The following is a 22,825-nucleotide window of genomic DNA, read 5'->3' as shown; positions in this document are numbered from 1 at the left end:
ATAAGTTGAACAAAGCGGTTTAAAAAGAATCGTAAGTCAGTGAATATACGAAGTATTTGACGCTGCTTGTGCTTTCCTGAACACGCGCGACCCCGCTGACGGAGTAATGGTTAATGAGTTTCAAGATCGAGGGGGTGATCGCCAGCAAAATCGGCTTTGCTTCTCACCAAAATTCAGTACCCGTGCTGCGTGAGCTTGTCGTGATAAATGACGGCGACATCGACCTGAACGATCTGGTGTTGGAGCTGACTGCTGATCCTCCCTTTCTGGAGTCGAAGACGTGGCGTCTTGATCGATTAGGTAAAGCGTCGGACCTTCACATCCCTGAGCGTGACGTAAAGCTGAGTGCGGGTTATCTGGCTGACCTGACGGAAAGCGTGACAGGTGAACTATCGCTTCGGTTGATGTGCAAAGGCGAAGTGCTGGTGACGCGCGCCTACCCTGTAGAACTTCTGGCAAAGAATGAATGGGGTGGCGTCATCGCCATGCCTGAGTTGTTGGCGGCTTTTGCCATGCCCAACGATTCGGCGGTAGACCGGGTGTTGAAGTCTATGTCCGATGTGTTGCGACGTGCCGGGAAAAAAGAGGCTATCGATGGCTACGCTGGCCAATCCAGAACCCGGACATGGGAACTCACTTCAGCACTATGGTCGGCCGTCTGTGGTCTGAAGCTCAGCTATGCGCTTCCCCCGGCAAGCTTTGAAACCCAAGGTCAAAAAATTCGCACCCCGGGTTTGATTCTTGAAGGCGGTGTAGCGACCTGTCTCGACACGGCGCTGCTGTTCGCTGCGGCACTCGAGCAGGCAGGTCTTAATCCGTTATTGATCATGACCAAAGGGCACGCGTTCGTTGGTGTATGGCTACAGCCCCAAGAATTCTCCCAGCTCGTTACAGATGAAGCTTCGGCGGTGCGCAAGAGGATCGACCTCAAAGAATTGGTGGTTTTCGAAACCACGCTGGCCACTCAGTTCCCTGCGCCAAGTTTTAGTCAAGCGATTGCCCTGGCAGAGCGGCAGGTCAATGATGAAGACTTCATCATGGCGATTGATATACATCGCGCCCGTATGCAACGTATTCGCCCACTGTCGTCAGGCGCGGGTTTACGCAAGTCTGATGAGTCGGACGTCTCGTGTGATAACGAAGCATTGGAAGAGGCTCCAATGCTTCCTGGCTTTGATGTCGAGATCCTTCCTGAAGTCGATAGCCCTGCGGGAAAACTCACTCTTTGGCAGCGCAAATTACTGGATCTGACAACCCGTAACCGGTTGCTGCACCTGCCAGACAGTGCGAAGGGCGTTCGTCTGGTATGCCCGGACCCCGGAGCGCTAGAAGATCAGCTTGCGGGTGGCAAGCGCATTCGAATTGTGTCGATACCCGACCTCGAAGCCGGTGGAAGAGACGCGGCACTGTATGAACAGCAAAACCGGGAAAGTCTGCGTGACGAATATGCACGCACTGCGCTAAGTCGTGGGGAAGTGCTGGCGACGCTGGAAAAGACCAAGCTCGAAGCCGCATTGATTGATCTGTACCGCAAAGCCCGCAGCGATCTGGATGAGGGTGGCGCTAATACGTTATTCCTGGCCATCGGTTTTCTGAAATGGAAGAAGTCGGCCGATGACCCGAAGTCCTACTCTGCACCGCTGATTTTGCTTCCCGTAAAACTTGAGCGTAAAAGTGCATTGTCTGGCGTGACAATGACCCTGCTTGAGGACGAGCCGCGCTTTAATCTGACCTTGCTTGAACTTCTGCGCCACGATTTCGAGTTAGTCATTCCGGGGCTCGACGGAGAGTTGCCTGCCGATGACAGCGGTATTGATATCGAGGGCATCTGGAATATTGTCAGAAGGGCGATCCGAGACGTACCTGGGTTCGAAGTCACCCATGAGCTGGTACTTGGCACGTTCTCCTTTGCCAAATACTTGATGTGGCAAGACCTGTCGGCGCGCTCTGAGCAACTGCTACAAAGTCCCTTGGTAAAACACCTGCTTGAACGTGCAGCCGGTGGAGAGGGTTATATTTCTTCAGGTGAATTCCCTCGACCCGAAGAACTCGACCTCAAGGTCAGTCCGGCCAATCTGTTTACCCCATTGCCTGCTGACTCCTCGCAGTTGGCGGCCGTCGTTGCTTCGGCCAATGGTTGCGATTTTGTCCTCGATGGACCGCCTGGAACGGGGAAGTCGCAAACCATCGCCAACATGATCGCGCACAACCTGGCACTCGGCCGACGCGTATTGTTCGTCGCGGAAAAAATGGCAGCACTGGAGGTGGTTTATCGCCGTCTGGAGGAAAAAGGACTGGGTGAGTTTTGCCTTGAGCTTCACTCCAGCAAGACGTCCAAAGTCGATGTGCTTAAACAACTGGAGCGTGCCTGGGACGTTCGCGATGCACTGACAGCAGAGGAATGGGCAGCAGAAACTGCAAAAATACATACGCTGCGAAACACGCTTAATGGTGTCGTTCACCTGTTGCACCAGCGCTGGCCGAATGGAATGTCTGTCCACCAGGCGATTGGCCGTGTCGTGCGTGACGCCACGACGTCTACCCCTCGTCTCAGTTGGCCTGCGGGTACTGAGCACGATGTCAACGCCTACGCGCAATTGCAAGCGGTGTCCCGCCGCCTCGATTTGAACAGTAAGGCCGCGCAAGAGTTGCCCGGTGGTTTTGCCTTCGTTGCCCGGACTGATTGGTCAAACGGTTGGCAGGAGGCAATGGTTGCCGTCGCCCGCGAATTGCCAGAAGCGATCGACGGGTTGCAAGCCGCGAGTGACAAATTGCTCGAGGGCACCCATCTGGCTCTGCCCTCAGCCGAGATTGATGACATTGACCAACTGGTGACATTCGTCTCGCTATTGCTCTGCGCACATGGCGTAGACCTCGGTTTTATATTCACCCCCACTGCGCCAGCCAAGGTGCAGGCCGCCCGACGTGCCATTGAGCTGCTGGACGCGTATCGATCAACCGAGCTTTCTCTGTCGTTGCCTTATGCCTCGCAAGCCTGCCGTCGAATCAATCTTGAGCAGTTAGGCCAAGAGTGGACCCAGGCAAAGGACAAGTTCTGGTTCTTCGCGACATTGGCCAAGACGAAAGTGACAAAAAATCTCGCCAGTCAGGGCGGCGCGAGCGGGTTACCGGATACGGCGGCTGACCTGCCCAAGTTGTTGCATATGCGAACCCTGCTTGCAGAAGTAGACGGGATGGCTGGAGAGTTGAGCGCCTTGCCTGCCTGGAACGGCCTTTCCAGCGACACGGCCCGTATTGCATCCGCCATGGACCTTGGTGAGCAAATACGATCAATGATCAGTACGCTTGCCCATTCGCCGGATCACCTGATTGTTCTGCGCGAAACGACCCTGAAGTTGATCGTGGAGGCAAATGAGTTATTAGGGGCCGATGGATTTATCGCCGCAGCACTGCACCGACTTAAAGAGAGTGTCAGCCGTTTCAAACAAACCTCAGAACGGTTCAGTGACCTGGCAACGTCCCAGGCTGTGACGATGGCCAATACCCAAGCAGTGCGTAGCGCCGCTGTCGAGATCAGTCAGCAGCAGGCACAGCTTAAAGCCTGGTGCGACTGGTGCCGGGTTCGGGATGAGGCGATCAACCTGGGTCTTCAACCGTTGACCGAAGCGTTGACCTCCAACGCGTTGGCGGCGGGCGGTGCCAGTGCCGCTTTCGAGACCGCCTATGCACGCTGGTTCGCGGCCGTTGTAATCGACGCCGAGCCGCTGTTACGTAACTTCGTACCTGCGGAGCACATGAGTGATATCGACGCCTTTCGCCGGCTTGATGACCATCTTTCCACGCTCACGGTGCGCTACATCCGCGCAAAACTCTGTGGCCTGATTCCCGCCAAAAACGACATCGGCAAACAGGGTGGTTTCGGCATTCTAAAACATGAGTTGCAGAAGTCCCGCCGGCATAAACCCGTTCGACAACTTGCCATTGAAATGGGGGATGCCATGACCCGGCTGGCCCCGTGCATGCTGATGAGCCCATTGTCTATCGCGCAATACTTGCCGCCAGATCTGGCGCTGTTCGATCTGGTTATTTTCGATGAGGCCTCGCAGATTGCACCCTGGGATGCCATCGGCTCTATCGCTCGTGGCAAGCAGGTGGTTATTGCGGGTGACCCGCGTCAGATGCCGCCCACAAACTTCTTCAACCGAGCCGCGAGCGCGTCGGATGACGACACGTCAGAGGATATGGAGAGCATTCTGGATGAGTGCCTGGGGGCAGGTATTCCAAGCCATAGCCTTAGCTGGCACTACCGTAGCCGGCATGAGAGCTTGATAGCGTTCTCCAATCATCGGTACTACGACAGCAATCTGATCACGTTCCCAGCGGCAGAAACCCGGGCCAGTGCTGTCGAATGGCGCCGAGTCGACGGGGTCTATGCCAAGGGAAAAGGGCGCCACAACCAGATTGAAGCTGAAGCTATTGTGGCCGAAACCGTAAAGCGCCTGACAGATCCAGCGTTCATCGCTGCGGGATACTCGATTGGCATCATTACGCTAAACACCGATCAACAAAAACTGATTACCGATCTTCTGGACCGGGCACGTCAGCGCTATCCGCACATCGAACCCTTCTTTCAGGATGATCTGGCAGAGCCCGTTGTTGTCAAAAACCTGGAAACGGTACAAGGCGATGAGCGTGATTTGATCATGCTTGGGGTGGGTTATGGCCCAACCGAACCTGGCGCTCAAGTCATGTCCATGAACTTCGGCCCCCTTAACAAAGAGGGTGGATGGCGCAGGCTTAACGTGGCTATAACCCGTGCGCGACGTGAGATGCTGGTGTTTTCATCATTCGACGCCTCGATGGTTGATCTGAATCGTACCAATGCTCGTGCCGTGCGAGATCTGAAGCATTTCATTGAGTTCGCACAGCGTGGGCCGCGTGCATTGGCGGAAGCGATACAAGGTTCGGTAGGGGGCTATGACTCCCCCTTTGAAGAAGCAGTTGCACAAGGTCTGAGGCGCAAGGGTTGGCAGGTAATTCCGCAGATAGGTGTGTCGCGCTTCCGAATAGACCTTGGCATCGTTCACCCCGACAGACCTGGTGATTATCTGGCAGGCGTTGAATGTGATGGCGCGACCTATCACAGCGCCGCTACTGCGCGTGATCGGGACAAAGTTCGCGGCGCAATCCTTGAAGGGTTGGGTTGGAAACTGGTTCGGTTATGGTCTACCGAATGGTGGATCGACAAGGCTGGGGCACTTGATCGGTTGCATGCTTCTTTGGACGCATTGCTCGAAGCCTCTCGGTCGAACATGCGCCTCATTGAGCCTAAGCAAGACGCTGTGCTGCCACAGGCCTCCATAGTGGAAAGCACTGTGGCGGAAGCCGTCATGGAGGTTGCGCCCCTTGAACTGGCCGAACTGCCGGTGTCGGCCACTCAACAACCTGCAGCGGAGCCTCGGGTGGCCAGGTATTTCGAGGTTGGCTCTGCGTTGCCGACGTGCGATGAATACCGCGTTACCGATTTTGCCAGCATGGGTGAACGGATAAACCCCGAACAGTTTTATGCCCAGGACTACGATCTCGTGCTCGCCGATTTGATTGAGCATGTGTTGATTCAGGAGGCTCCAATTCTTGATTCCTTGCTGGTACAAAGGATCGCTCGGGCTCATGGCTTTCAGCGGTCTGGTCGCTTGATACGCGACCGCGTTCTGGAGCTTGCCGAACGAAACCACCATCTGCAGGATGGCCTGATCGAGGATCAGTTCGTATGGCGTACCGAGCAGGACATTGCAGCCTGGGATCGTTATCGCATTCCCGCGACGGACAAAGACGCACGATCTGTTGAGGAAATTGCGGTTGAGGAACTGCGCACGGCAGCCTGTTTGATTCCGCTCGGAGACCGGGCACTTGAGATTGCGAGGCTTTTAGGCGTCAAACGACTGACTGGGCCTGCGCGTGCCAGGATCGAGAGAGCGATTCAAGGCAGCGACAGTCGCGTCGGTGCCTGAGCTTTTTCTGCGGCAGGGTAGGCTCAAGGCAGGCTTTAAGGCTGGATCCTGCGATCAGCGAAGTAACGATCGAGGGCTTTTGGATCACCGGATATTTCGGCAAACGCCACATAGGTATCCGGCCTGAGCAGATAGAGTGCGTTGCGCGCGAAACCGGCCGTCACATGCGCCGGCTTCCACGCAAAAACGTGCAGCGGCACATGGCGATCAGCGCACCATGTGACGAGTGTGTCGCGCGCAATGCCATACACATGGATCTGCCAGGACAGCGTCGATAGCGAGTCGAAGTTATCGATGCCGTTGTCAGGCGCCCATGGCAAACGGTCGCCGCCGTGGACTTCGCCTGCGGTGCCAGCACTGAGGGCCATCCCTCTGTAGTTCAACGTGATCTGCGAAACCGTGCGGAACAGGTAGTCGCGTACAGGTTCCAGCGCCACCGCTTTGGGCAGCAGCAGAGGGGCGATGCGTGTGCGCACCAGATTGGCGATTCGCCCCTCGGCAGTGACAAAGTTGAACACCCGGTCGGTGGTTGCCACCAGTCGTCGCGCAAACCCGATGCGCTCGAGTTCATAGCTGTCCAACAGGCTGTCCGATGCACTGCCCGTCAGCACTGAAGCCAGCTTCCAGGCGAGATTGATCGCATCGCCAATACCGGTGTTCATGCCCTGGCCGCCTGCGGGGCTGTGGACATGTGCGGCGTCACCCAGCAGGAACGCTCGCCCCTTGCGAAAATGCTCTGCCACCCGGTGGTGCACGTGATAGGTCGAAAACCAGTTCACCTTATGGACGTGAACCTTGAGGTGCTCGATCGCCCGGCTGCTGACGTCCTCGAACTTGAGTGTGTCCGCATGTTCGGCGCGCTCGTCTCGCACGGTGCCAATCAGGCGCGCACGGCCTTCACCGGCCAAGGGGAATACGGCCAAAAAATCTGCATCATCGAGGTCCACGTGCAGTTCGCCGTTGATGGCTGGACCGTCTACTTCCACGTCGGCGACATAGAAAACCTGCTGATAGGTACCCCCCGGGAATCTCGTATGAAGGGTTTTGCGCACGGTTGAACGTGCACCGTCGCAGCCAGCAAGGTAGTTGGCTTCGCAGATATCTTCCTGACCGTTCGCTCTGAGCAAGCGTGCGATGACGCGATCGCCATCATCCACAAAACTCGTCAATTCAGTCTGCCGCTCGACCGAGACACTGAACATTGCCAGTCGCTTGATCAGTAACTGCTCGTGCTGGTCCTGAGGAAATATTTCCATGAAGGGGTAGGGCGTCAGATCATTACCGATAACGTCCAGCGGCAGGCGCGCAGCCTGTTCGCCTTTGACCCATAGATTGACCGCAGGCACCTTGTGGCCCTGCTGCACAATGACGTTCGAGAGGTCGAGCTGCCGGTAGAGCTCAAGCGTGCGTGCCTGGACCGCCAGGGCTCGCGATGTTGTGCCAGGCGCGGCCGTCTGGTCGAGGATTCGCACCTTGATCCCGAGCTTGCTGAGCCACAGCGCCAGCACCAACCCTGTAGGCCCGGCCCCAATGATCAGAACGTCACTGCGCTTCATGCTGAACTCCGTATGCCGAGATCAATTCTGCGGCAAAATCGTCGCCGCCGTTACCGTGCCGCACCCGACAAAATTGCCGGGAGGCTAGGCTTACAGCTTAGTCAATCTGCATTTGATGGAGCCGCTAAGCTGAGGTCTGATCCTTAAACTCATCCGTCCGGCGCTGGGGTCAACTAAAATAACAACTGATGAGTCGGCGAGACGTGTTCAGGAGGCTCCTGTGAGCAGTCGCTGGTGGCGCTGTGTAGGGCTATTTATGGTGTTGCTCGGGTTGCCGGCGGGGGCGACTGCGGCAGAAGGTTCGGTCAGGGTGCTGACTCTGGACGATGCCATCGGCCCTGCCAGTGCCGAATACGTGGTTGATGGCTTGACCCAGGCAGCTAACGAGCACGCGCAGCTGGTGGTGATCACCATCGATACACCGGGTGGGCTGGAAAGCGCTATGCGGGTGATCGTGCAGGCTATTCTTGCCAGCCCGGTGCCCGTGGTCAGTTATGTCTCGCCCAGTGGTGCCCGTGCCGCGAGTGCGGGCACCTATATTCTCTATGCCAGTCATATTGCCGCCATGGCGCCGAGCACCCATTTGGGTGCCGCGACACCGGTTCAGATTGGCGCACAGCCGACCCCGTCGCAATCGTCTGACACTGACATCTTGACCCGCAAGCAAATCAGCGATGCGTCGGCGTTTTTGCGTGGGTTGGCGCAATTGCGCGGGCGTAACGCCGGGTGGGCCGAACAGGCGGTCCGTGAAGCGGTCAGCTTGACCGATTCTGAAGCCCTGGCGCGTAACGTCATCGAATACCAGGCCAGGGATTTGAGCGATCTGCTCAAGCAACTGGACGGTAAAAGCCTGAAGGTGGACGGTGTGGACGTTCAGCTGCATACCGCGAATGCGGTGCTGATTCGCGATGATCCGAATTGGCGTATCCGACTGCTGACGGTGATCACCAACCCCAATGTGGCGTTGATTTTGATGATGGTCGGCGTGTTTGGCCTGATTGTAGAGGTGTTCAATCCTGGCACGGGAGCGGGTGGGGTGGTCGGCGGCATTTGCCTGCTGCTGGCGCTGTATGCCTTGCAGCTGTTGCCTGTCAGTTATGCCGGTGTCGGTTTGATCCTGTTGGGGATGGCGCTGATGGTGGCTGAGGCGTTCTTGCCCAGTTTCGGGGTGATTGGCTTTGGCGGCATTATCGCCTTCATGGGGGGCGCGACCATATTGATGGACACAAAAGCGCCAGGTTTTGCCATCTCGCTGCCGATGATCATCAGTTTGGCGGTCATCAGTGCCTTATGTCTTATCGGTTTGGTCGGCGTCGGGCTCAAGTCTCGACACCGTAAGGTCGTGAGCGGGGACGCGGGTCTGGTGGGCAGCATGGTCACGATAAGCGCATTGCAGTCGGATGACCCCTTGGGCGGCTGGGTGCAACTGCAAGGTGAAAACTGGCAGGTGTTGAGTCAAACACCGTTACGGCCCGGTCAACGGGTCCGGGTAATGGCGCGCCGTGGCCTGCTGCTGGAGGTCACGGTGGTGCCAGAAACGCCCCTTCAAGGAGAGTGATCATGTTTGTGCAATTGGGTTTTGGCACGGTGGTGTTGCTCCTGGTACTGCTGGCGCTGTCGACCTTTCGTATCCTGCGTGAATATGAACGCGGGGTCGTGTTTCAACTGGGGCGATTCTGGCAGGTAAAGGGGCCTGGCCTGATCTTGCTGATCCCGATGGTGCAGCAGATGGTCCGGGTCGATCTGCGCACGGTGGTGCTGGATGTGCCGCCGCAGGATGTGATCACCCGGGACAACGTTTCGGTGAAGGTCAACGCGGTCCTGTACTTCCGGGTGCTTGACCCGCAGCGGGCGATCATTCAGGTAGAAGATTTTCTCATGGCCACCAGCCAACTGGCGCAGACCACGTTACGGGCCGTGCTGGGCAAGCATGAGCTGGATGAACTGCTGGCCGAGCGTGAGCGGCTTAATGCCGATGTTCAGAAAGTGCTCGACGCACAGACCGACGCCTGGGGTATCAAGGTGGCGAACGTCGAGATCAAACACGTCGACCTCAATGAATCGATGATTCGTGCCATCGCCAAACAGGCTGAGGCTGAACGTGAGCGGCGGGCCAAGGTGATCCATGCGGAAGGCGAACTGCAGGCCTCGGAGAAGTTGGCAGAAGCCGCTGAAGTGCTGGGTCGGCAACCCGGTGCCATGCAACTGCGCTACATGCAGACCCTGAGTGTGATTGCCAACGACCGCACCTCCACGATTGTCTTCCCGTTGCCCATCGAGTTGCTGAAGGGCATGGCCGATCTATCGCCCAAGGAGTGAGGGCGGATGTACACCTGATGCACATCCCTCTGACGGCCTCAATGGGCATCGGGTGACGGTGCTGCGGGCGGCACGACCTTGTGCATCAGCGGCACCATCGCCGTCGCGATGATGAAACACACCATGATCGCCAGGAATGCGTCGGAGTAGGTTTGCGTCTGCGCTTCGCGGTACGTCAGCAACCACAGTTGATGCAAGGCCGCCGTGGTGCCTTCGCTGCCGGTCTGGCCCAGGGTGGCAAGGTTGTCGCCGACCTGACTCAGCCACTGGTTCATCGCTTCATTAGTGCTGTTCAGGTGCTCCGCCAAGCGCGTGAAGTGCAGGTTGGTGCGGTCATTCAAAATCGTGGCGCAGGCGGCGATGCCGATGGCGCCGCCCAGGTTACGCATCAGGTTGAACAGGCCCGAGGCCTGTTTTAACCGCGACATAGCCAGCCCACCCAAGGTCAGGGTCACGGCAGGGGGCACTGCCAGTTGTTGGGCAATGCCACGCAGCGCTTGAGGCAATATCAGTTCATGACTCCCCCAATCATGGGTGATGGGCGAGAAGTTCCACATGGACACTGCGAACAGCCCCAGACCGGCCATCATGATCCAGCGCAAGTCGACGCGATTGGCCAGAAAGGCATACAGCGGAATCGACATGATCTGGAACACCCCGGTGGAAAATACCGCCAGGCCAATGTCCAGTGCGCGGTAGCCATGCACTCGGCCCAAAAACAGAGGCGTCAGGTAAATCGTTGCAAACAGGCCGATGCCGGTGACGAATGAGAAGAAACAGCCAAGGGCGAAATTACGCTCTTTCAGGGCCCGCAAATCGACGATGGGGTTGGACACGCTTAGGGTGCGACCGATGAAAGCGAGGGCCGCCAGCCCGGAGATCCAGGCGGTGGTCAGGATCGTGCTGTCGCTGAACCAGTTCCAGCGTGGACCTTCTTCGAGGGTGTATTCCAGGCAGCCGAGAAACAACGCCATGAACACCATACTCAGGTAATCCGCCCCCTTAAGCAGCGACAGGTCCGGTTCGTCGATGCGCACGAGCATGGGCACGGCCACCGCGACAAAAATCCCGGGCACCAGGTTGATGTAGAACAGCCAGTGCCAGGACGAGACGTCAGTGATCCAGCCGCCGATGACCGGGCCAAGGGTTGGCGCCAGGGAGGCAATGGCACCGATGGTCGATGCAGCGATGACCTTCTGTTTGCCGGTGAAAAACATGAACGCTGAGGTAAACACCATCGGGATCATCGAGCCGCCGAGGAACCCTTGCAGCGCCCGAAACACGATCATGCTCTGAATGTTCCAGGCTGCACCACACAGCAGGCTTGCCAGGGTGAAACCTACGGCTGACGCACAGAACAGCCAGCGCGTGGACATCACTCGCGACAACCAGCCCGACAACGGAATGACCACGATTTCGGCGATCAGGTAACTGGTTTGCACCCAGGCCGTTTCATCGGTACCCGCCGACAGGCCACCGCCGATGTCCCGCAGCGACGCCGAAACGATCTGGATATCCAATAGGGCGATGAACATGCCGACGCACATGGTAGCGAAGGCGAATACTTTGGTTGCGGTTGCCATTGACGCCGCGTCGAAGGGTTTGGCGGGGGGTGCTAGGACGGCACTCATGGTGCGCTGGCCTGATTTTCGGTGATGCGGTGGCCTGCGTCGGCGTGAGTATCCACCTCAGCTGTCACCGACAGGCCCGGACGTAAATGGCCCAGAACGCCGTCGGCTTGATCAAGCAGAATCCGCACCGGTACCCGCTGCACAATTTTGGTGAAGTTGCCCGTGGCATTCTCGGGTGGCAATACGCTGAACTGCGCGCCGGTTGCCGGAGCGAGACTGTCCAGATGACCATGGAATTCGCGACCGGGAAGCACATCAGCATGAATGCTCACCGCTTGGCCTGGAAGCATGTGGGCCAGTTGGTCCTCCTTGAAGTTGGCGTCTACCCACAGGCCGCTGGCGGGCACCACCGACAGCAGTTGCGAACCGGCGGCGGCGAAGGTGCCAACCCGCGCCCGGCGATTACCGATGACCCCATCGACCGGGGCACGCAACTCGGTATAGCCCACATTCAATTGCGCCATGTCCTGCTCGGCCTTGGCCTGCATCAGCGCAGCGCGGGCCTGTTGCTTTTGCGTGGCAATCACTGCGATTTGCCGTTGGGTCGCCAGCATCGAGGCTTGAGCCTTCGCCCCGTTGGCTTGGGCGGTTTTGAAGGTGGCATCTACCCGTTGCGCGCTTTCGACAGACACGGCTGATTCGGTGACCAGCCGTTGATAGCGAGAATGGTCGTCACGGGAGCGGACGGTCTCGGCGTTGGCCGCGTCGATGTTGGCTTTGGCTTGTCCGATCACCGCGTATTGCAGTTGCTCAGTAGCGTCCAGATTGGCCAGTAAGGCTTCCTCTGCGGCGACTGCGCCCTCGGCTTTGTGCAGCGCGGCGACGTAGTCACGGTCATCAATCTTCACCAACAGATCGCCTGCGTGTACCCGTTGGTTATCGGTGACGTTTAGTTCAGTGATGTAACCGGAAACCTTCGGCCCGATCACCGTGACATCACCACCGATGTAGGCATCGTCGGTGGACTCGATAAAACGTCCGACGGTCCACCAATGAATGCCGAACACCACCGCCAGCACCAGCACGGTGGCGAGCACGATCAACAACAGAACACGCTTAAGCAGCACCGGCCGGCTTTTTATCGCAGCGACCGCTGTGTCGGTGTCACCTATCGCAGTTGAGCTATTCATGACGGGACTACCTGGTGGATTCGTTAATATTACGACCATAATATGAATGAGCGAATCGCGTTATGCAAGTCACTGCTTCTACCGGTGGTCAGCGTGCGAAAGCGCCATCAGCCAGGCAATCAAGGTGATTTGAGCCAAGCCGGGAGATCTAGGGCGGTCGAGAGGGGCAGGGGGCGGCGTGATTGTTACCAAAAATGCACATAGTCTTTATTCGAATAGCCACTGTGAATAAACGTGATGGCCGCCTACCATTCACCTCGCCAACCGTTAAACCTGAATAGACCTTTTGATCGCGCAGACCCGCAAGATGAAACTGACTTGCTGCGGACACTGCTGCCTGTCGAATCTAAAGTGAAAGGAATGCAAAGATGAAAGCGTCACTGCTGTTTTTATTAGCCTGTGTGTCTGCAGTCAGCATGGCCGATGAAAAACATGAAGGGACTGCCCCGCAACAGCTTGTCGTTGAACACTACGACTATTCAATGAGACCTGACATCGCAAAGGTCCTATCGATTTCCGAAGCCCGAGCGGGCTGTGAAGCGGTTCCGGTGCAAATGAACTACCTGGACTCCGCCGGCAAGGCACATATTCTTGAATACTTGGTGATGGGTAACGGTTGCTCTAATGGCGGATAGGTCATTGTCTAGTACGCTTTGATAACGCGCTTATGACCTGCGTTATAAGAAAGGCCCTGTGATGCAGCAATGCTGTTTAGTTAAGGAAAAACGCCACTTACCCTGCATGGGGTCGCGGCGTTTTTCTTGGCTTTCGCCGTAGATTGAGCAGTCAAAAACTGCTGACCTTCGGCTTAAGTGAACAGCATTGCTGCAGATGCGGGGCTTTTCTTTGTCTGGTGGATCAGCGATATCGAGTCTGCGAAGACGCTACAACACGGTCTGCCAGACACACCGCGCCGCATGGCCTTCGCAGACAAGTCAGCTCCGCCCTCCGGGCAGAATCGGGACCCAGTTTGCTGCGCGACAGCGCCGCGTCGAAGACGCGGCGAGGCCTCCCACAGTAGATCGCATACCTCTGTGGGAGCAGGCTTGCCTGCGAATGGCGCAACGCGGTGTGACAGAATTCAAAAGCTGGTTATCTGGGATTCACCGACTTAACCAAGCACAGCGTGAGTTTTAAATTTGCCTGTGGACATATATCAGCGTGCTTTGTATAACAAAACGCCCCAAGCCAGCGAGGCCCAAGGCGGTGAATATGTCAAAAACCCGCTATCTGGTGGATCGCGAGGCTGCTCCGCTTAAGCGAACAGCATTACTGTGATATGGGTATGTTTTTATTGTTCAGATCGCGCTGATAGTTACGCCGACAGTTCCGTCAGTCGTTGGCTGCACGCGTCGTCAAAGGCCACATAAAGACGTTCCGCGATCTGACTTTTAATGCACTTGCCGCTCTCCAGTCCCAGGACGAACCCTTCAGCTTTGCCCCCGGCGCGATTCAAATCATCGGCCGTGCCTGCTTGGGTGATGGCGTCCAGCAGCTTCTCGGCGTCGGGTCCCACGCCTTTTGGTAACACGATCCCGTCGAGGCTCATTGTTCGACCCCTTGCTGTGGATGCCGGCCATCAAGTCGGCCTGAATGCATGCGGTGTTGGTCGGTCATGGTGATTCCTTAGCGTAATCGGGCTCTGCGTGAAACCACAGGCCGGGCGATGGTAGGCCAGCGCCCGGCTAATGGCGAGCGATTGAGCGGGATCAGCTGTCGCGGTACGCACCGTTGACGGGCAGACGGCTGCCAAGTCGATAGCGTGATGAGGGATGGACCAGGCGCACATAAGTCACAATTTTGCTGCCGCTCCAGGTGCGGCGCATCAGTATCAGGCAGGGCTCATTGGTGTCGATCTGCATGTAGTTGCTTTCGTCGCTGCTGGGGTGGCTGGCTTCGACGATGTGTTCCATTTCGTCAGGGCGGATCACCTGCAGCAGGTACCTGGCCGGTTGCAAGTGTTCGCCGAATGCCTGCTGAAGAAACTCGGGCACCAGCTCCGGGTTGACGTAACGATCCTCCAGTTGCACGGGCACGCCTTCTTCGTAGTGTACGCACAGCAGATGAAACACCGACGTGCCGGTGGGCAACGCCAAGGCGGCTGCCACGGCCATAGAGGCGGCTTCGCGACCCAGATGCAACACCTGGCAGGAATAGCGATGGCCGCGAGCGATTATTTCGTCGGCGATGTTGGTAATGCGCAGCAGGTTCGATTGCGGTTTGCTCTCGGCGACAAACGTGCCGACCCCCGAGATTCGCACCAGACGGCCTTCCTCGGTCAATTCGCGCAACGCCCGGTTGATGGTCATGCGCGACATGCTCAGCGCTTGTACCAGCCGGTTTTCCGAAGGAATCAAATCGCCGGGCTTCCATTCGCCGGACTGGAGCTTGTCTTGTACAAAATCCTTCGCCCGCCGGTACAGGGCTTGCGGTGCCGTTTTAATCATCAGGCGTTCCGCCTCTGTTATTCGGTGAGAACACTCGCCAGGCATCAAGGAACAGGTCGTTATCCTTACGGCGGCTGACCGGGCTTTCATTACTGCCGAGTTTGGCAACGCGGTTCATGCCGGGCTCCCTTCTTTGTTGTCTTGCCAGAAGGCGTTGCGGTCCAGGTAGTTCTGCAGGAATTGCTGTAGGCGCGGCTGTTCGGCGTTATGAAAAATGTCATGGGGCGTGCCGCGCGCGACGATTTCCCCCTGATCGAGAAACACCACCGAATCGGCCACTTGTGCGGCGAAGCCCATTTCATGGGTGACGACGACCATGGTCATGCCTTCTTTGGCCAGGGTTTTCATGACTTGCAGCACCTCGCCGACCAGCTCCGGGTCGAGGGCCGAGGTTGGCTCATCGAACAGCATGATGTGCGGCTCCATGGCCAGCGCTCGGGCAATCGCCACGCGCTGTTGCTGTCCACCGGAAAGCTGGGCGGGATAAGCCTCCGCCTTGTGGGCGAGGCCGACTTTATCGAGCATCGCCATGGCCCGTTGTCGCGCATCAGCGGCAGACAGTTTGCGTACGCGCAACAACGCTTCACTGACGTTACCCAGTGCGGTCATGTGCGGCCACAGGTTGAATTGCTGAAAGACCATGCCGACATTGCGCCGCACCAGATTGATCTGTGATTGCGCAGCGCGTTTGCGGCCTTTGCCATTCTCCGGCACCCAGCCAAGCAGTTTGCCCTCGATATAAATCTCGCCTTCGTCGTACTCTTCGAGAAACGCCATGCTGCGCAGCAGGGTACTTTTACCCGAGCCGGAGGGGCCGATCAGGCACACCACTTCAGAGTGCTGGACCTGTAAGTCGATACCCTTGAGTACGCGCAGCGGGCCGAAGCTTTTGCCGACGCTGTGCAGTTTCAACATTGGCTCGCGGTTGTCGGAGAGTGCCTCGGGAGTCTTCATCGCTTCACCTGATTCCTGCAATTCTGATAAGTGCGTGGCGGTTGGCATTACGGTCGTGGGTGCCAAGCGCGGGTCTATGACAGGAGGGAGGACATTGTTCATCGCGGCTGCTTCTGCATGAAGCGCCCGACGCGCACTTCCAGGAGCATGCCCAGTCGTGAACACATCTCCACCAACACCAGGTAGCCGATACACAGCACCAACAGGGTTTCGACAAAGGCGAAGGTTTCCGAGCCGATGCCGGTGAGGACCATGGTCAGTTCCGGGATGGTGATAATCGACAATACGGCGGTTTCCTTGCACAGGACGCTCACCAGGTTGACCAGTGCGGGCAGGATCATCACCAGCATCTGCGGGACCTGGATGCGTATGACGCATTGCAGGCGGCTGATGCCCAGGCAATCGGCGGCTTCCAGTTGGCCGCGGGCGACGGACTCGAACCCGCCGCGAAAAATTTCGGCGAAATAGACGCTGCCGTAGATGCCCAGGCCGAGGATGCCAGCCGGGATCGGCTCCAGGCTGAGGCCAAAAGACGGCCCGCCGTAATACACCAGAAACAGCTGGACCAGAAACGGCGTACTTCGAATCACTTCGATGAACACCCGCAGCGGCGCGCGAACCAGGTTGTTGCCGAACAGCTGCGCGACGGCGATCAGCATGCCCAGCATGAGCCCTAGGACGACACCAGCAGACCACGTGCCGAGGGTGACCATGAAACCCTGGCCGATGTCACTGAGGTGTTCGGTGATGATCCTGGGGTCAAAAATCATAGGGCTCGCTCCTTCAGATGACGCTCCAGCAGGCCACCACAAAACGCCAGCGGAATGTTGATCAGGCAGTAGAAACCGGCCAGCATCAGGTAGTCCTGAACGAACATGTAATCACTGGCTGCGATATTTTGCGCAGTACGGGTCAGGTCAGCCAGACCCACCACGGAGACCAGCGACGACGCCTTGATCAGCAGGATCATTTCATTGACCAGCGCCGGCAAGGTCAAGCGCACCGCTTGAGGCACACGAATCCGCACCAGCATTTGTCCTGAACTCATGCCCAGCAGGCCCGCGGCTTCCAACTGACCGCCGGGAATGGCGAGAAAACCACCGCGCATGATTTCTGCGATATAAGCCCCTGCCGCCAGCGACAGCGCGATCACTGCCGCCACCATGGGCGAGACGTTCGGCAGGCCGATGCGCGGCAGGAAGTAATAGATGAACAGCAATTGCACCAGCAGCGGAATGCCACGGAACACGAATATATAGGCGCCACCCAGGCGTCTTAACAGCGGTATGGGTGACAGCCGTAAGCTGCCGACGATAACGCCGATGACAAAACCAAACACCAATGCCGCGACCGACACCTCAAGGGTCACCAGCAAGCTACTCAGCAGTAACGGCAGGTTTTGCAGCAGTAAAGGCCAATCGAACATCGTCGTGACTCCACCCTCGATGATCGCCGACCCGCTTGAGCCGGCGATCCGTTTATCCAACCCGCAAAAACGGATTACCAGGTAGGGTCGAAGTCAGCTTTGGGCACGTCCATTTCGGCCCCCAGCCATTTTTTCTGCAGGGCGGCGAGGCGACCGTCTTCGTGCATTTTCAGCATGGCGGCGTCGAGGGCGGCGATCAGGCTGTTGGCGTCGTCATCCTTGCGTCCCAGGTAGGCGAAGTAGGATTTCTTGCCGAACGGAGGCATGACCACTTTGTACAACTTTGATTTCTCTGCCGCGACGTAGGAGATGTTCGGCAGGGAGTTGGCCACGGCAACGATGCGCTTGGCTGCCAGGTCGGCATAGGCCTGGTTGTTGTCGACGTACTCGCGAATCGTGACTTTCTCCGGCAGGGTAGCGGCGAAGGTTTTGAGTTCTTCGAGCTGCGCCGAACCTTTGCCTGCACCCACGGTTTTGCCGGAGATGTCTTCAGGCTTTTTGATGGTCTGGTCGTTGGCGCCAATCATCAGCGCGACGGTGGCTTCGGCGATTGGCATCACGAAGTGGTAGCGTTCTTTACGCGCCTTGGTGACGATAATAGGGCCCGCGACCACGTCGAATTTCTTCGCCTCCAGCCCTGGCAACACGCTAGGCCACGGCAGGTCGAGAAACTTGATCTTGACCCCCATTTCTTTGCCTAGCTGCTCGAACAGTTCGGCGTTCATGCCTTTCTGTTTGCCGTTTTCGGTGAAGTCGAATGGGGCAAATTGCAGTTCGGTGCCCACCACCAGCTCGCCGGCTTTTTTTACATCGGCCAGTTGATCGGCATGTGCCGCCAGGGGAGCAACGGCCAGGGCCATGGCGACGCACAGGCCGTTGAATGTCTTACTGAACAGAGAATCGAGTTGCATGGGGTAACTCCTTCATCAGATGCAGTGAACGCTGGTGGTTTGTGTCGGTTTGTTTTGATTTTTATGATTGTTGCCTAAGGGATTCTGCAGGTGACTCAACGGGTTCTTGCCGATTAGTCAAAGCAGTTAGCGTGCCATACCTGTATGTACAACCTGGGATGAGCTTCAGCCGAGTATTTTTCCCGGATTGAGGATGCCGTTGGGGTCATAGCAATCCTTGAGTTGCTGCATTGCCTGCCGCGCTTCATTGCTGACCGAGTGATGAAGAAACTCGCGCTTGAGCAGGCCAATGCCATGCTCGGCAGACACCGATCCGCCTAACTCGCCAATAGCGGTATAGACCAGATCTTCAATCTCAAGGACAGGTGCTGGCTGCGGCAACGAATCGCAGTCCACGGTCAGGTGCAGATTGCTGTCGCCGATGTGACCGAAATACACGCTATGGTTACCCGGCCAGCGTTGCTCAAGGCGCTGGCGGCACAGTTCGGCGAAGTCACCGATCTGGCCGATGGGCAGGCTGACGTCGAAATTCAATGGCGTCATGCGCAGCGGAAATTCGCCGGTCGCTTCGCGAATCTTCCACAGGGCGCGAGCCTGGGTCTGTGAGCTGGCCAGCACTGCATCCACTACTTCGCCTGCAGTGATGGCGTCTTCCAGGGTCTGTTCCAGCAGCTCACGGGGAGCGGCAGACTCCAGCAACACGTACAGCGGATAATCCTGCGACAGGGGTGCTACGGGGTTTTCCAGCCAGGAAACACCCAGGCGGAAAAAGTCCTGCCACATCAGTTCATAGGCTTGCGGGGTGCCGACGCTGCGTTGCACGCGACGCAGCAGGCCAACCGCGCTGGCGTAGTCGGGCAGGGCACAGAGCAGGGTCGTGGTTTCGCCAGGTAATGGCGCGAGCTTCAAGATGGCGCGGGTGATCACCCCAAGGGTGCCTTCGCTGCCGATGAAGCACTGTTTCAGGTCATAACCGCAGTTGTTCTTGATCATCTTGTTCAGCAGATTGAGCACGCGGCCATCGGCCAGAACCACTTCCAGGCCGAGCACCAGATCTCGGGTCATGCCATAGCGGATCACGGCATTGCCGCCCGCGTTGGTCGCGATATTGCCGCCGATCTGGCATGAACCACGGGCACCCAGGTCCAGCGGGAACAGAAAACCTGCGTCGAGTGCCGCGTGCTGGATTTCTTGCAGGGTGGTGCCCGCCCAAACGCTGATGGTGGCGGCGGCCGGGTCGATTTCTTCGATGCCACGCATGCGCTCCAGGGACAAGGCGATGTCGGTTTCCCGAGGCACCGCGCCGCCGGCCAGCCCGGTCATTCCCCCTTGAGGCACGATCGTTTGCCGCGCTGCGTTGCAGATGCGCAAGGCGGCGGCGACGTCTTCGGTGGTCCGTGGCAGCAAGACTGCTGCCGGGCAGGCGGGTGCGTGCCCTGTCCAGTCGCTGTAGTGCCGTTGATTGATCGCGGCACCCGTGACGACTGCCGCGTCACCCAATGCTGCGCGCAATTGCTTGAGGGTCTGTTGCAGAGGGGGCATCGGTTTAGCTCACGGTAAAAGAAGAGAGAGGGTTCAGGCGCAACCCGCGACTGTCGAGTCGGCTCAAGTCCGGTTGGCCGAGCAAGGACAGGGCCAGGCGTAACTCCTGCGCCAGCAGGTCGAGGGCGTGCCCGGCACCGGCCTGACCACCGACGGCCACTCCATACAAAGTAGCGCGCCCTAGCAAAACTGCATCGGCGCCCAGTGCACAGGCCTTGAGAATATCGGTGCCACGGCGAATGCCACTGTCGAGCAGCAACGTCAGCTTGCCTTTGGCCACGGCGGCAATCGCTGGCAAGCAGTCAATGCTGGCGGGCACGCCGTCGAGTTGGCGGCCGCCATGGTTGCTGATCACTAACCCGTCGAGCCCCAGGGCGATGGCCTTTTCGGCATCTGCCGGGTGCAGCACGCCTTTGAGCAACAGGTGTTGAGGCCAACGATCCCGCAGTCGCGCCAAGGCATCCCAATCGAGCCCAGTGTCCATTTGCGACCCGATAAAGTGCGCAGCACCTTCGATGGTGCGTTGCCCTGGGGGCAGATAGCGCTCGATATTGGCCAGGTTCGGCAAACCATGTGGCCACAGCGTCTGTTTGATCCAACGCGGATGACGTAGCACATCGAGCTTGTTACGCAGGCTCAGGTGGCGCGGCCGGACGAAATTGCGTTTGTCCCACTCGCGATTGCCCAGCAGCACGGCATCGCTGGTCAGCAGCAGCGTTTTGCAGCCAACGGCGTTTGCGCGGTGCAGCAGGTCTTGTTGCACCTGAGGGTTGCGCAGGCAGTACAACTGGAACCACAGGTTGACGTCCGGTACGGCAGCGACCACCTGTTCCAGGGTGCTGGTGGACACGGTACTGAGGGTGAAGGGCAGGCCGCGTTCAGTGGCGGCCCGCGCCAGGTGAATATCGGCATCGCGATACAGCATGCCGTTATAGCCGGTCGGACCGATAGCAAAGGGCAGCGGCCAGGTTGCACCTAACAAACGCCGCTGGGTGTGGGCGGTAGCGCAAGGAATCAGGGTGTGCGGCAGCAGACTGATCTCAGCGAAGGCTTGACGGTTGCGCTTGAGGGTCAGTTCCTCTTCGGCGCCGCCCTCCAGGTATTCCCAGGCGAAATGTGGCAGCCGTTGACGGGCCATCGACGCCAGTTCGGCAATACTGTGTGCGCGACGATAGTCTGGGCCTGAATGATAGCGACGCATGGGCGCTCCTGAGTCGGTGAAAGAGAAGATAGCCATGCTTACCTGTCTATACAGGTAAGGCAAAATGCAGGCCAAGGTGCCGATGGCAAATCGTGAGGATCGCTCCTGGGCCTGTTTTCCGGAATCCAACGGAATAGTCTGCGATTTTTTTGCCGGTTGCTGTCACTGAAAGTTGCACCCCTTGAGGTCGTTTCGCCCACGGTTGGGGCAAAGGGAAACCCGGCAATTGTGGGTGACGGGGCGACGTCAGTCGTCAGGAAAAGCAGTGGTCAGCGTGGGCATGAGGATTTGCCGAAAAGGACGACACAGGCGGCACAGTAAATGCTTACACCTGTCTATACCGGGCGTTCAGCTGTCCGCCCGATCCCTTGTTCCAGCACTGAATAATCCACGCAACCGGGAGTGAGCATGACCTCCAGCGCTAATCTGCCCTTAATCGATATGTCCGGTGTTCGCGAAGGTGATCAAGCGAGTATTCGCCGGGCCGGTGACGCCATTCGCCAGGCCTGCAGCGAAATCGGCTTCTTCTACATCATCAATCATGGGGTGCCGCAGGACGTGATTGACCGAGCGATGGCGGCGGCGGCGCAGTTCTTTGCCTACCCAGTCGAGACCAAACGTCAGGTGGCGGTGAATAAGCGGCACCGTGGTTGGCATGCATTGGGCGGGGCGACCATGTATGAGGCGACCAAGCCTGATCTCAAAGAGTTCTTCAGTATCGGTCTGGAACTGCCCGAAGACGATCCTTGTGTGGTTGCCGGTGAAGCCCTGCGGGGGCCGAATCAATGGCCAGCGTTCATGCCGGAGTTGCGCACTGCATTGGCTGAGTACTACGCGGAAATCGGCAAGGCCGGGGCCGATCTGTTGAAGGCGGTGGCGACAGGGCTGGGCATCGAGCAAGACTTCTTCAGTGGCAAGTACCACACGCCGCTGCAACGGACGCAGATGGTGTATTACCCACCCCACCCGCCGATGGCCGAAGCAGATCAATTCGGGGTCGCGCCGCACACGGATTACGGCTGCATCACCTTGCTGTATCAGGACAATAGCGGGGGCTTGCAGGTGCGCGAGTTGGGTTCCGATAGCTGGATCGATGCCACGCCCATCCCCGGCAGTCTGGTCGTCAATGTCGGCGACCTGTTGGCGCATTGGTCTAATAACCGGTTTCGCTCGACCTTGCATCGAGTGATCAACAGATCAGGTCATGAACGCTATTCCATTGCGACCTTTTACGACCCGACCTACAGCGCGGTGGTTGATCCCTGTGATCTGGGTATCGATCCGGCATCGAGCCTGTACCCGCCAGTAGCGGCGGGGGACTACATCCTCAAACGGATTGATGATTCGATGGCGTATCGGAAGAAAGCGCAGTAAATCGCATACGCTTGTAGGAGCTGCCACCCCGTCTGCGACGCCGCGCTGTCGCGTAGCAAACTGGGTTGCGATTTGTGTGTAGTGATCGGTGGTGGTGTGTCAGATAAGACGCCTTCGCGAATAAATTCGCTCCCACTGGGATCTTGATTGGTTTTTGGTTTTTGTGTGAGTTGAGTATCGAATTACGGCGAGGCCCCTTTTCCAGGAGGCCGAGCGCAGGCGTTGCGCAGGGGGTAACGAGGCAGGACGCCGAGTTAGCCGCACGGGGCCAGGGATGGCCCCTTGCGGCGACCCTCGGAGCAACGCCGGAGCGAGGGAAGTCCGAGCCTAAGCGAGGATCCGCATGGAGGGGCTAGCGTTTT

At 58.0% G+C, this 22,825-nt stretch carries 17 protein-coding genes; 5 read left to right on the top strand and 12 right to left on the bottom strand.

Annotated elements, in window-relative coordinates; genetic code table 11:
* The first annotated feature begins 113 nt into the window (after window positions 1–113).
* The gene (locus AC1ME2_RS02905) at window positions 114–5,972 is read left to right on the top strand and encodes a DUF3320 domain-containing protein (RefSeq protein WP_480439200.1); all 5,859 of its coding nucleotides are present in this window, start codon (window positions 114–116) and stop codon (window positions 5,970–5,972) included.
* A 35-nt stretch (window positions 5,973–6,007) separates the two neighbouring features.
* Here the strand turns inward: AC1ME2_RS02905 and AC1ME2_RS02900 are convergent, their stop codons facing one another.
* Complete coding sequence (locus AC1ME2_RS02900; protein WP_480439199.1) at window positions 6,008–7,528, bottom strand: FAD-dependent oxidoreductase; 1,521 nt, start codon at window positions 7,526–7,528, stop codon at window positions 6,008–6,010.
* Between the two features lie 220 nt (window positions 7,529–7,748).
* On the opposite strand from AC1ME2_RS02900, the gene AC1ME2_RS02895 reads away from it, so the two are divergent.
* Both AC1ME2_RS02895 and AC1ME2_RS02890 read left to right on the top strand, forming a co-directional pair.
* On the top strand, window positions 7,749–9,086 hold the full coding sequence (locus tag AC1ME2_RS02895) for an NfeD family protein (RefSeq protein ID WP_480439198.1): 1,338 nt from the start codon (window positions 7,749–7,751) through the stop codon (window positions 9,084–9,086).
* Between the two features lie 2 nt (window positions 9,087–9,088).
* Window positions 9,089–9,847, top strand: coding sequence for a slipin family protein (locus AC1ME2_RS02890; protein WP_480439197.1), 759 nt, complete (start codon window positions 9,089–9,091; stop codon window positions 9,845–9,847).
* A gap of 38 nt (window positions 9,848–9,885) precedes the next feature.
* On the opposite strand, the gene AC1ME2_RS02885 is transcribed toward AC1ME2_RS02890, so the two are convergent.
* Both AC1ME2_RS02885 and AC1ME2_RS02880 read right to left on the bottom strand, forming a co-directional pair.
* Window positions 9,886–11,478, bottom strand: a complete 1,593-nt coding sequence (locus tag AC1ME2_RS02885; RefSeq protein ID WP_480439196.1) for a DHA2 family efflux MFS transporter permease subunit — start codon at window positions 11,476–11,478, stop codon at window positions 9,886–9,888.
* The gene (locus tag AC1ME2_RS02880; protein ID WP_480439195.1) at window positions 11,475–12,608 is read right to left on the bottom strand and encodes an HlyD family secretion protein; all 1,134 of its coding nucleotides are present in this window, start codon (window positions 12,606–12,608) and stop codon (window positions 11,475–11,477) included. The genes AC1ME2_RS02885 and AC1ME2_RS02880 overlap by 4 nt, the downstream gene beginning before the upstream one ends.
* A 368-nt stretch (window positions 12,609–12,976) precedes the next feature.
* Between AC1ME2_RS02880 and AC1ME2_RS02875 the strand changes: the two genes are divergently transcribed.
* Window positions 12,977–13,243 carry a DUF2790 domain-containing protein gene (locus tag AC1ME2_RS02875; protein WP_480439194.1) on the top strand — a complete coding sequence of 89 codons (267 nt, stop codon included), beginning with the start codon at window positions 12,977–12,979 and terminating at the stop codon, window positions 13,241–13,243.
* Between the two features lie 680 nt (window positions 13,244–13,923).
* Here the strand turns inward: AC1ME2_RS02875 and AC1ME2_RS02870 are convergent.
* The 9 genes from AC1ME2_RS02870 to AC1ME2_RS02830 form a co-directional block, all read right to left on the bottom strand.
* Complete coding sequence (locus AC1ME2_RS02870; RefSeq protein WP_322179587.1) at window positions 13,924–14,157, bottom strand: hypothetical protein; 234 nt, start codon at window positions 14,155–14,157, stop codon at window positions 13,924–13,926.
* A 160-nt stretch (window positions 14,158–14,317) separates the two neighbouring features.
* The gene (hutC, locus tag AC1ME2_RS02865; protein WP_480439193.1) at window positions 14,318–15,055 is read right to left on the bottom strand and encodes a histidine utilization repressor; all 738 of its coding nucleotides are present in this window, start codon (window positions 15,053–15,055) and stop codon (window positions 14,318–14,320) included.
* Window positions 15,048–15,173, bottom strand: coding sequence for a hypothetical protein (locus tag AC1ME2_RS02860; protein WP_480439191.1), 126 nt, complete (start codon window positions 15,171–15,173; stop codon window positions 15,048–15,050). Before AC1ME2_RS02860 ends, hutC begins: the two co-directional genes overlap by 8 nt.
* Complete coding sequence (locus AC1ME2_RS02855) at window positions 15,170–16,009, bottom strand: amino acid ABC transporter ATP-binding protein (RefSeq protein WP_480439190.1); 840 nt, start codon at window positions 16,007–16,009, stop codon at window positions 15,170–15,172. Before AC1ME2_RS02855 ends, AC1ME2_RS02860 begins: the two co-directional genes overlap by 4 nt.
* 98 nt (window positions 16,010–16,107) lie before the next feature.
* Window positions 16,108–16,779: an amino acid ABC transporter permease gene (locus AC1ME2_RS02850; protein WP_480439189.1), complete on the bottom strand. Its 672-nt coding sequence runs from the start codon at window positions 16,777–16,779 to the stop codon at window positions 16,108–16,110.
* On the bottom strand, window positions 16,776–17,435 hold the full coding sequence (locus tag AC1ME2_RS02845; protein WP_480439188.1) for an amino acid ABC transporter permease: 660 nt from the start codon (window positions 17,433–17,435) through the stop codon (window positions 16,776–16,778). The genes AC1ME2_RS02850 and AC1ME2_RS02845 overlap by 4 nt, the downstream gene beginning before the upstream one ends.
* 74 nt (window positions 17,436–17,509) lie before the next feature.
* Window positions 17,510–18,346 carry a transporter substrate-binding domain-containing protein gene (locus tag AC1ME2_RS02840; protein ID WP_480439187.1) on the bottom strand — a complete coding sequence of 279 codons (837 nt, stop codon included), beginning with the start codon at window positions 18,344–18,346 and terminating at the stop codon, window positions 17,510–17,512.
* Between the two features lie 165 nt (window positions 18,347–18,511).
* Window positions 18,512–19,888 (bottom strand): FAD-binding oxidoreductase, encoded by a 1,377-nt coding sequence (locus AC1ME2_RS02835; RefSeq protein WP_480439186.1) that lies wholly within the window; start codon window positions 19,886–19,888, stop codon window positions 18,512–18,514.
* Between the two features lie 4 nt (window positions 19,889–19,892).
* Window positions 19,893–21,089, bottom strand: a complete 1,197-nt coding sequence (locus AC1ME2_RS02830) for an alpha-hydroxy acid oxidase (RefSeq protein WP_480439185.1) — start codon at window positions 21,087–21,089, stop codon at window positions 19,893–19,895.
* Between the two features lie 408 nt (window positions 21,090–21,497).
* On the opposite strand from AC1ME2_RS02830, the gene AC1ME2_RS02825 reads away from it, so the two are divergent.
* Window positions 21,498–22,463: an isopenicillin N synthase family dioxygenase gene (locus AC1ME2_RS02825; RefSeq protein ID WP_480439184.1), complete on the top strand. Its 966-nt coding sequence runs from the start codon at window positions 21,498–21,500 to the stop codon at window positions 22,461–22,463.
* The last annotated feature ends 362 nt before the right edge of the window (window positions 22,464–22,825 follow it).

This window comes from Pseudomonas sp. ASL9, assembly GCF_056680335.1.
Note: the sequence above shows the minus strand (reverse complement) of the source record. Positions and strands in the feature narration are given on the sequence as shown.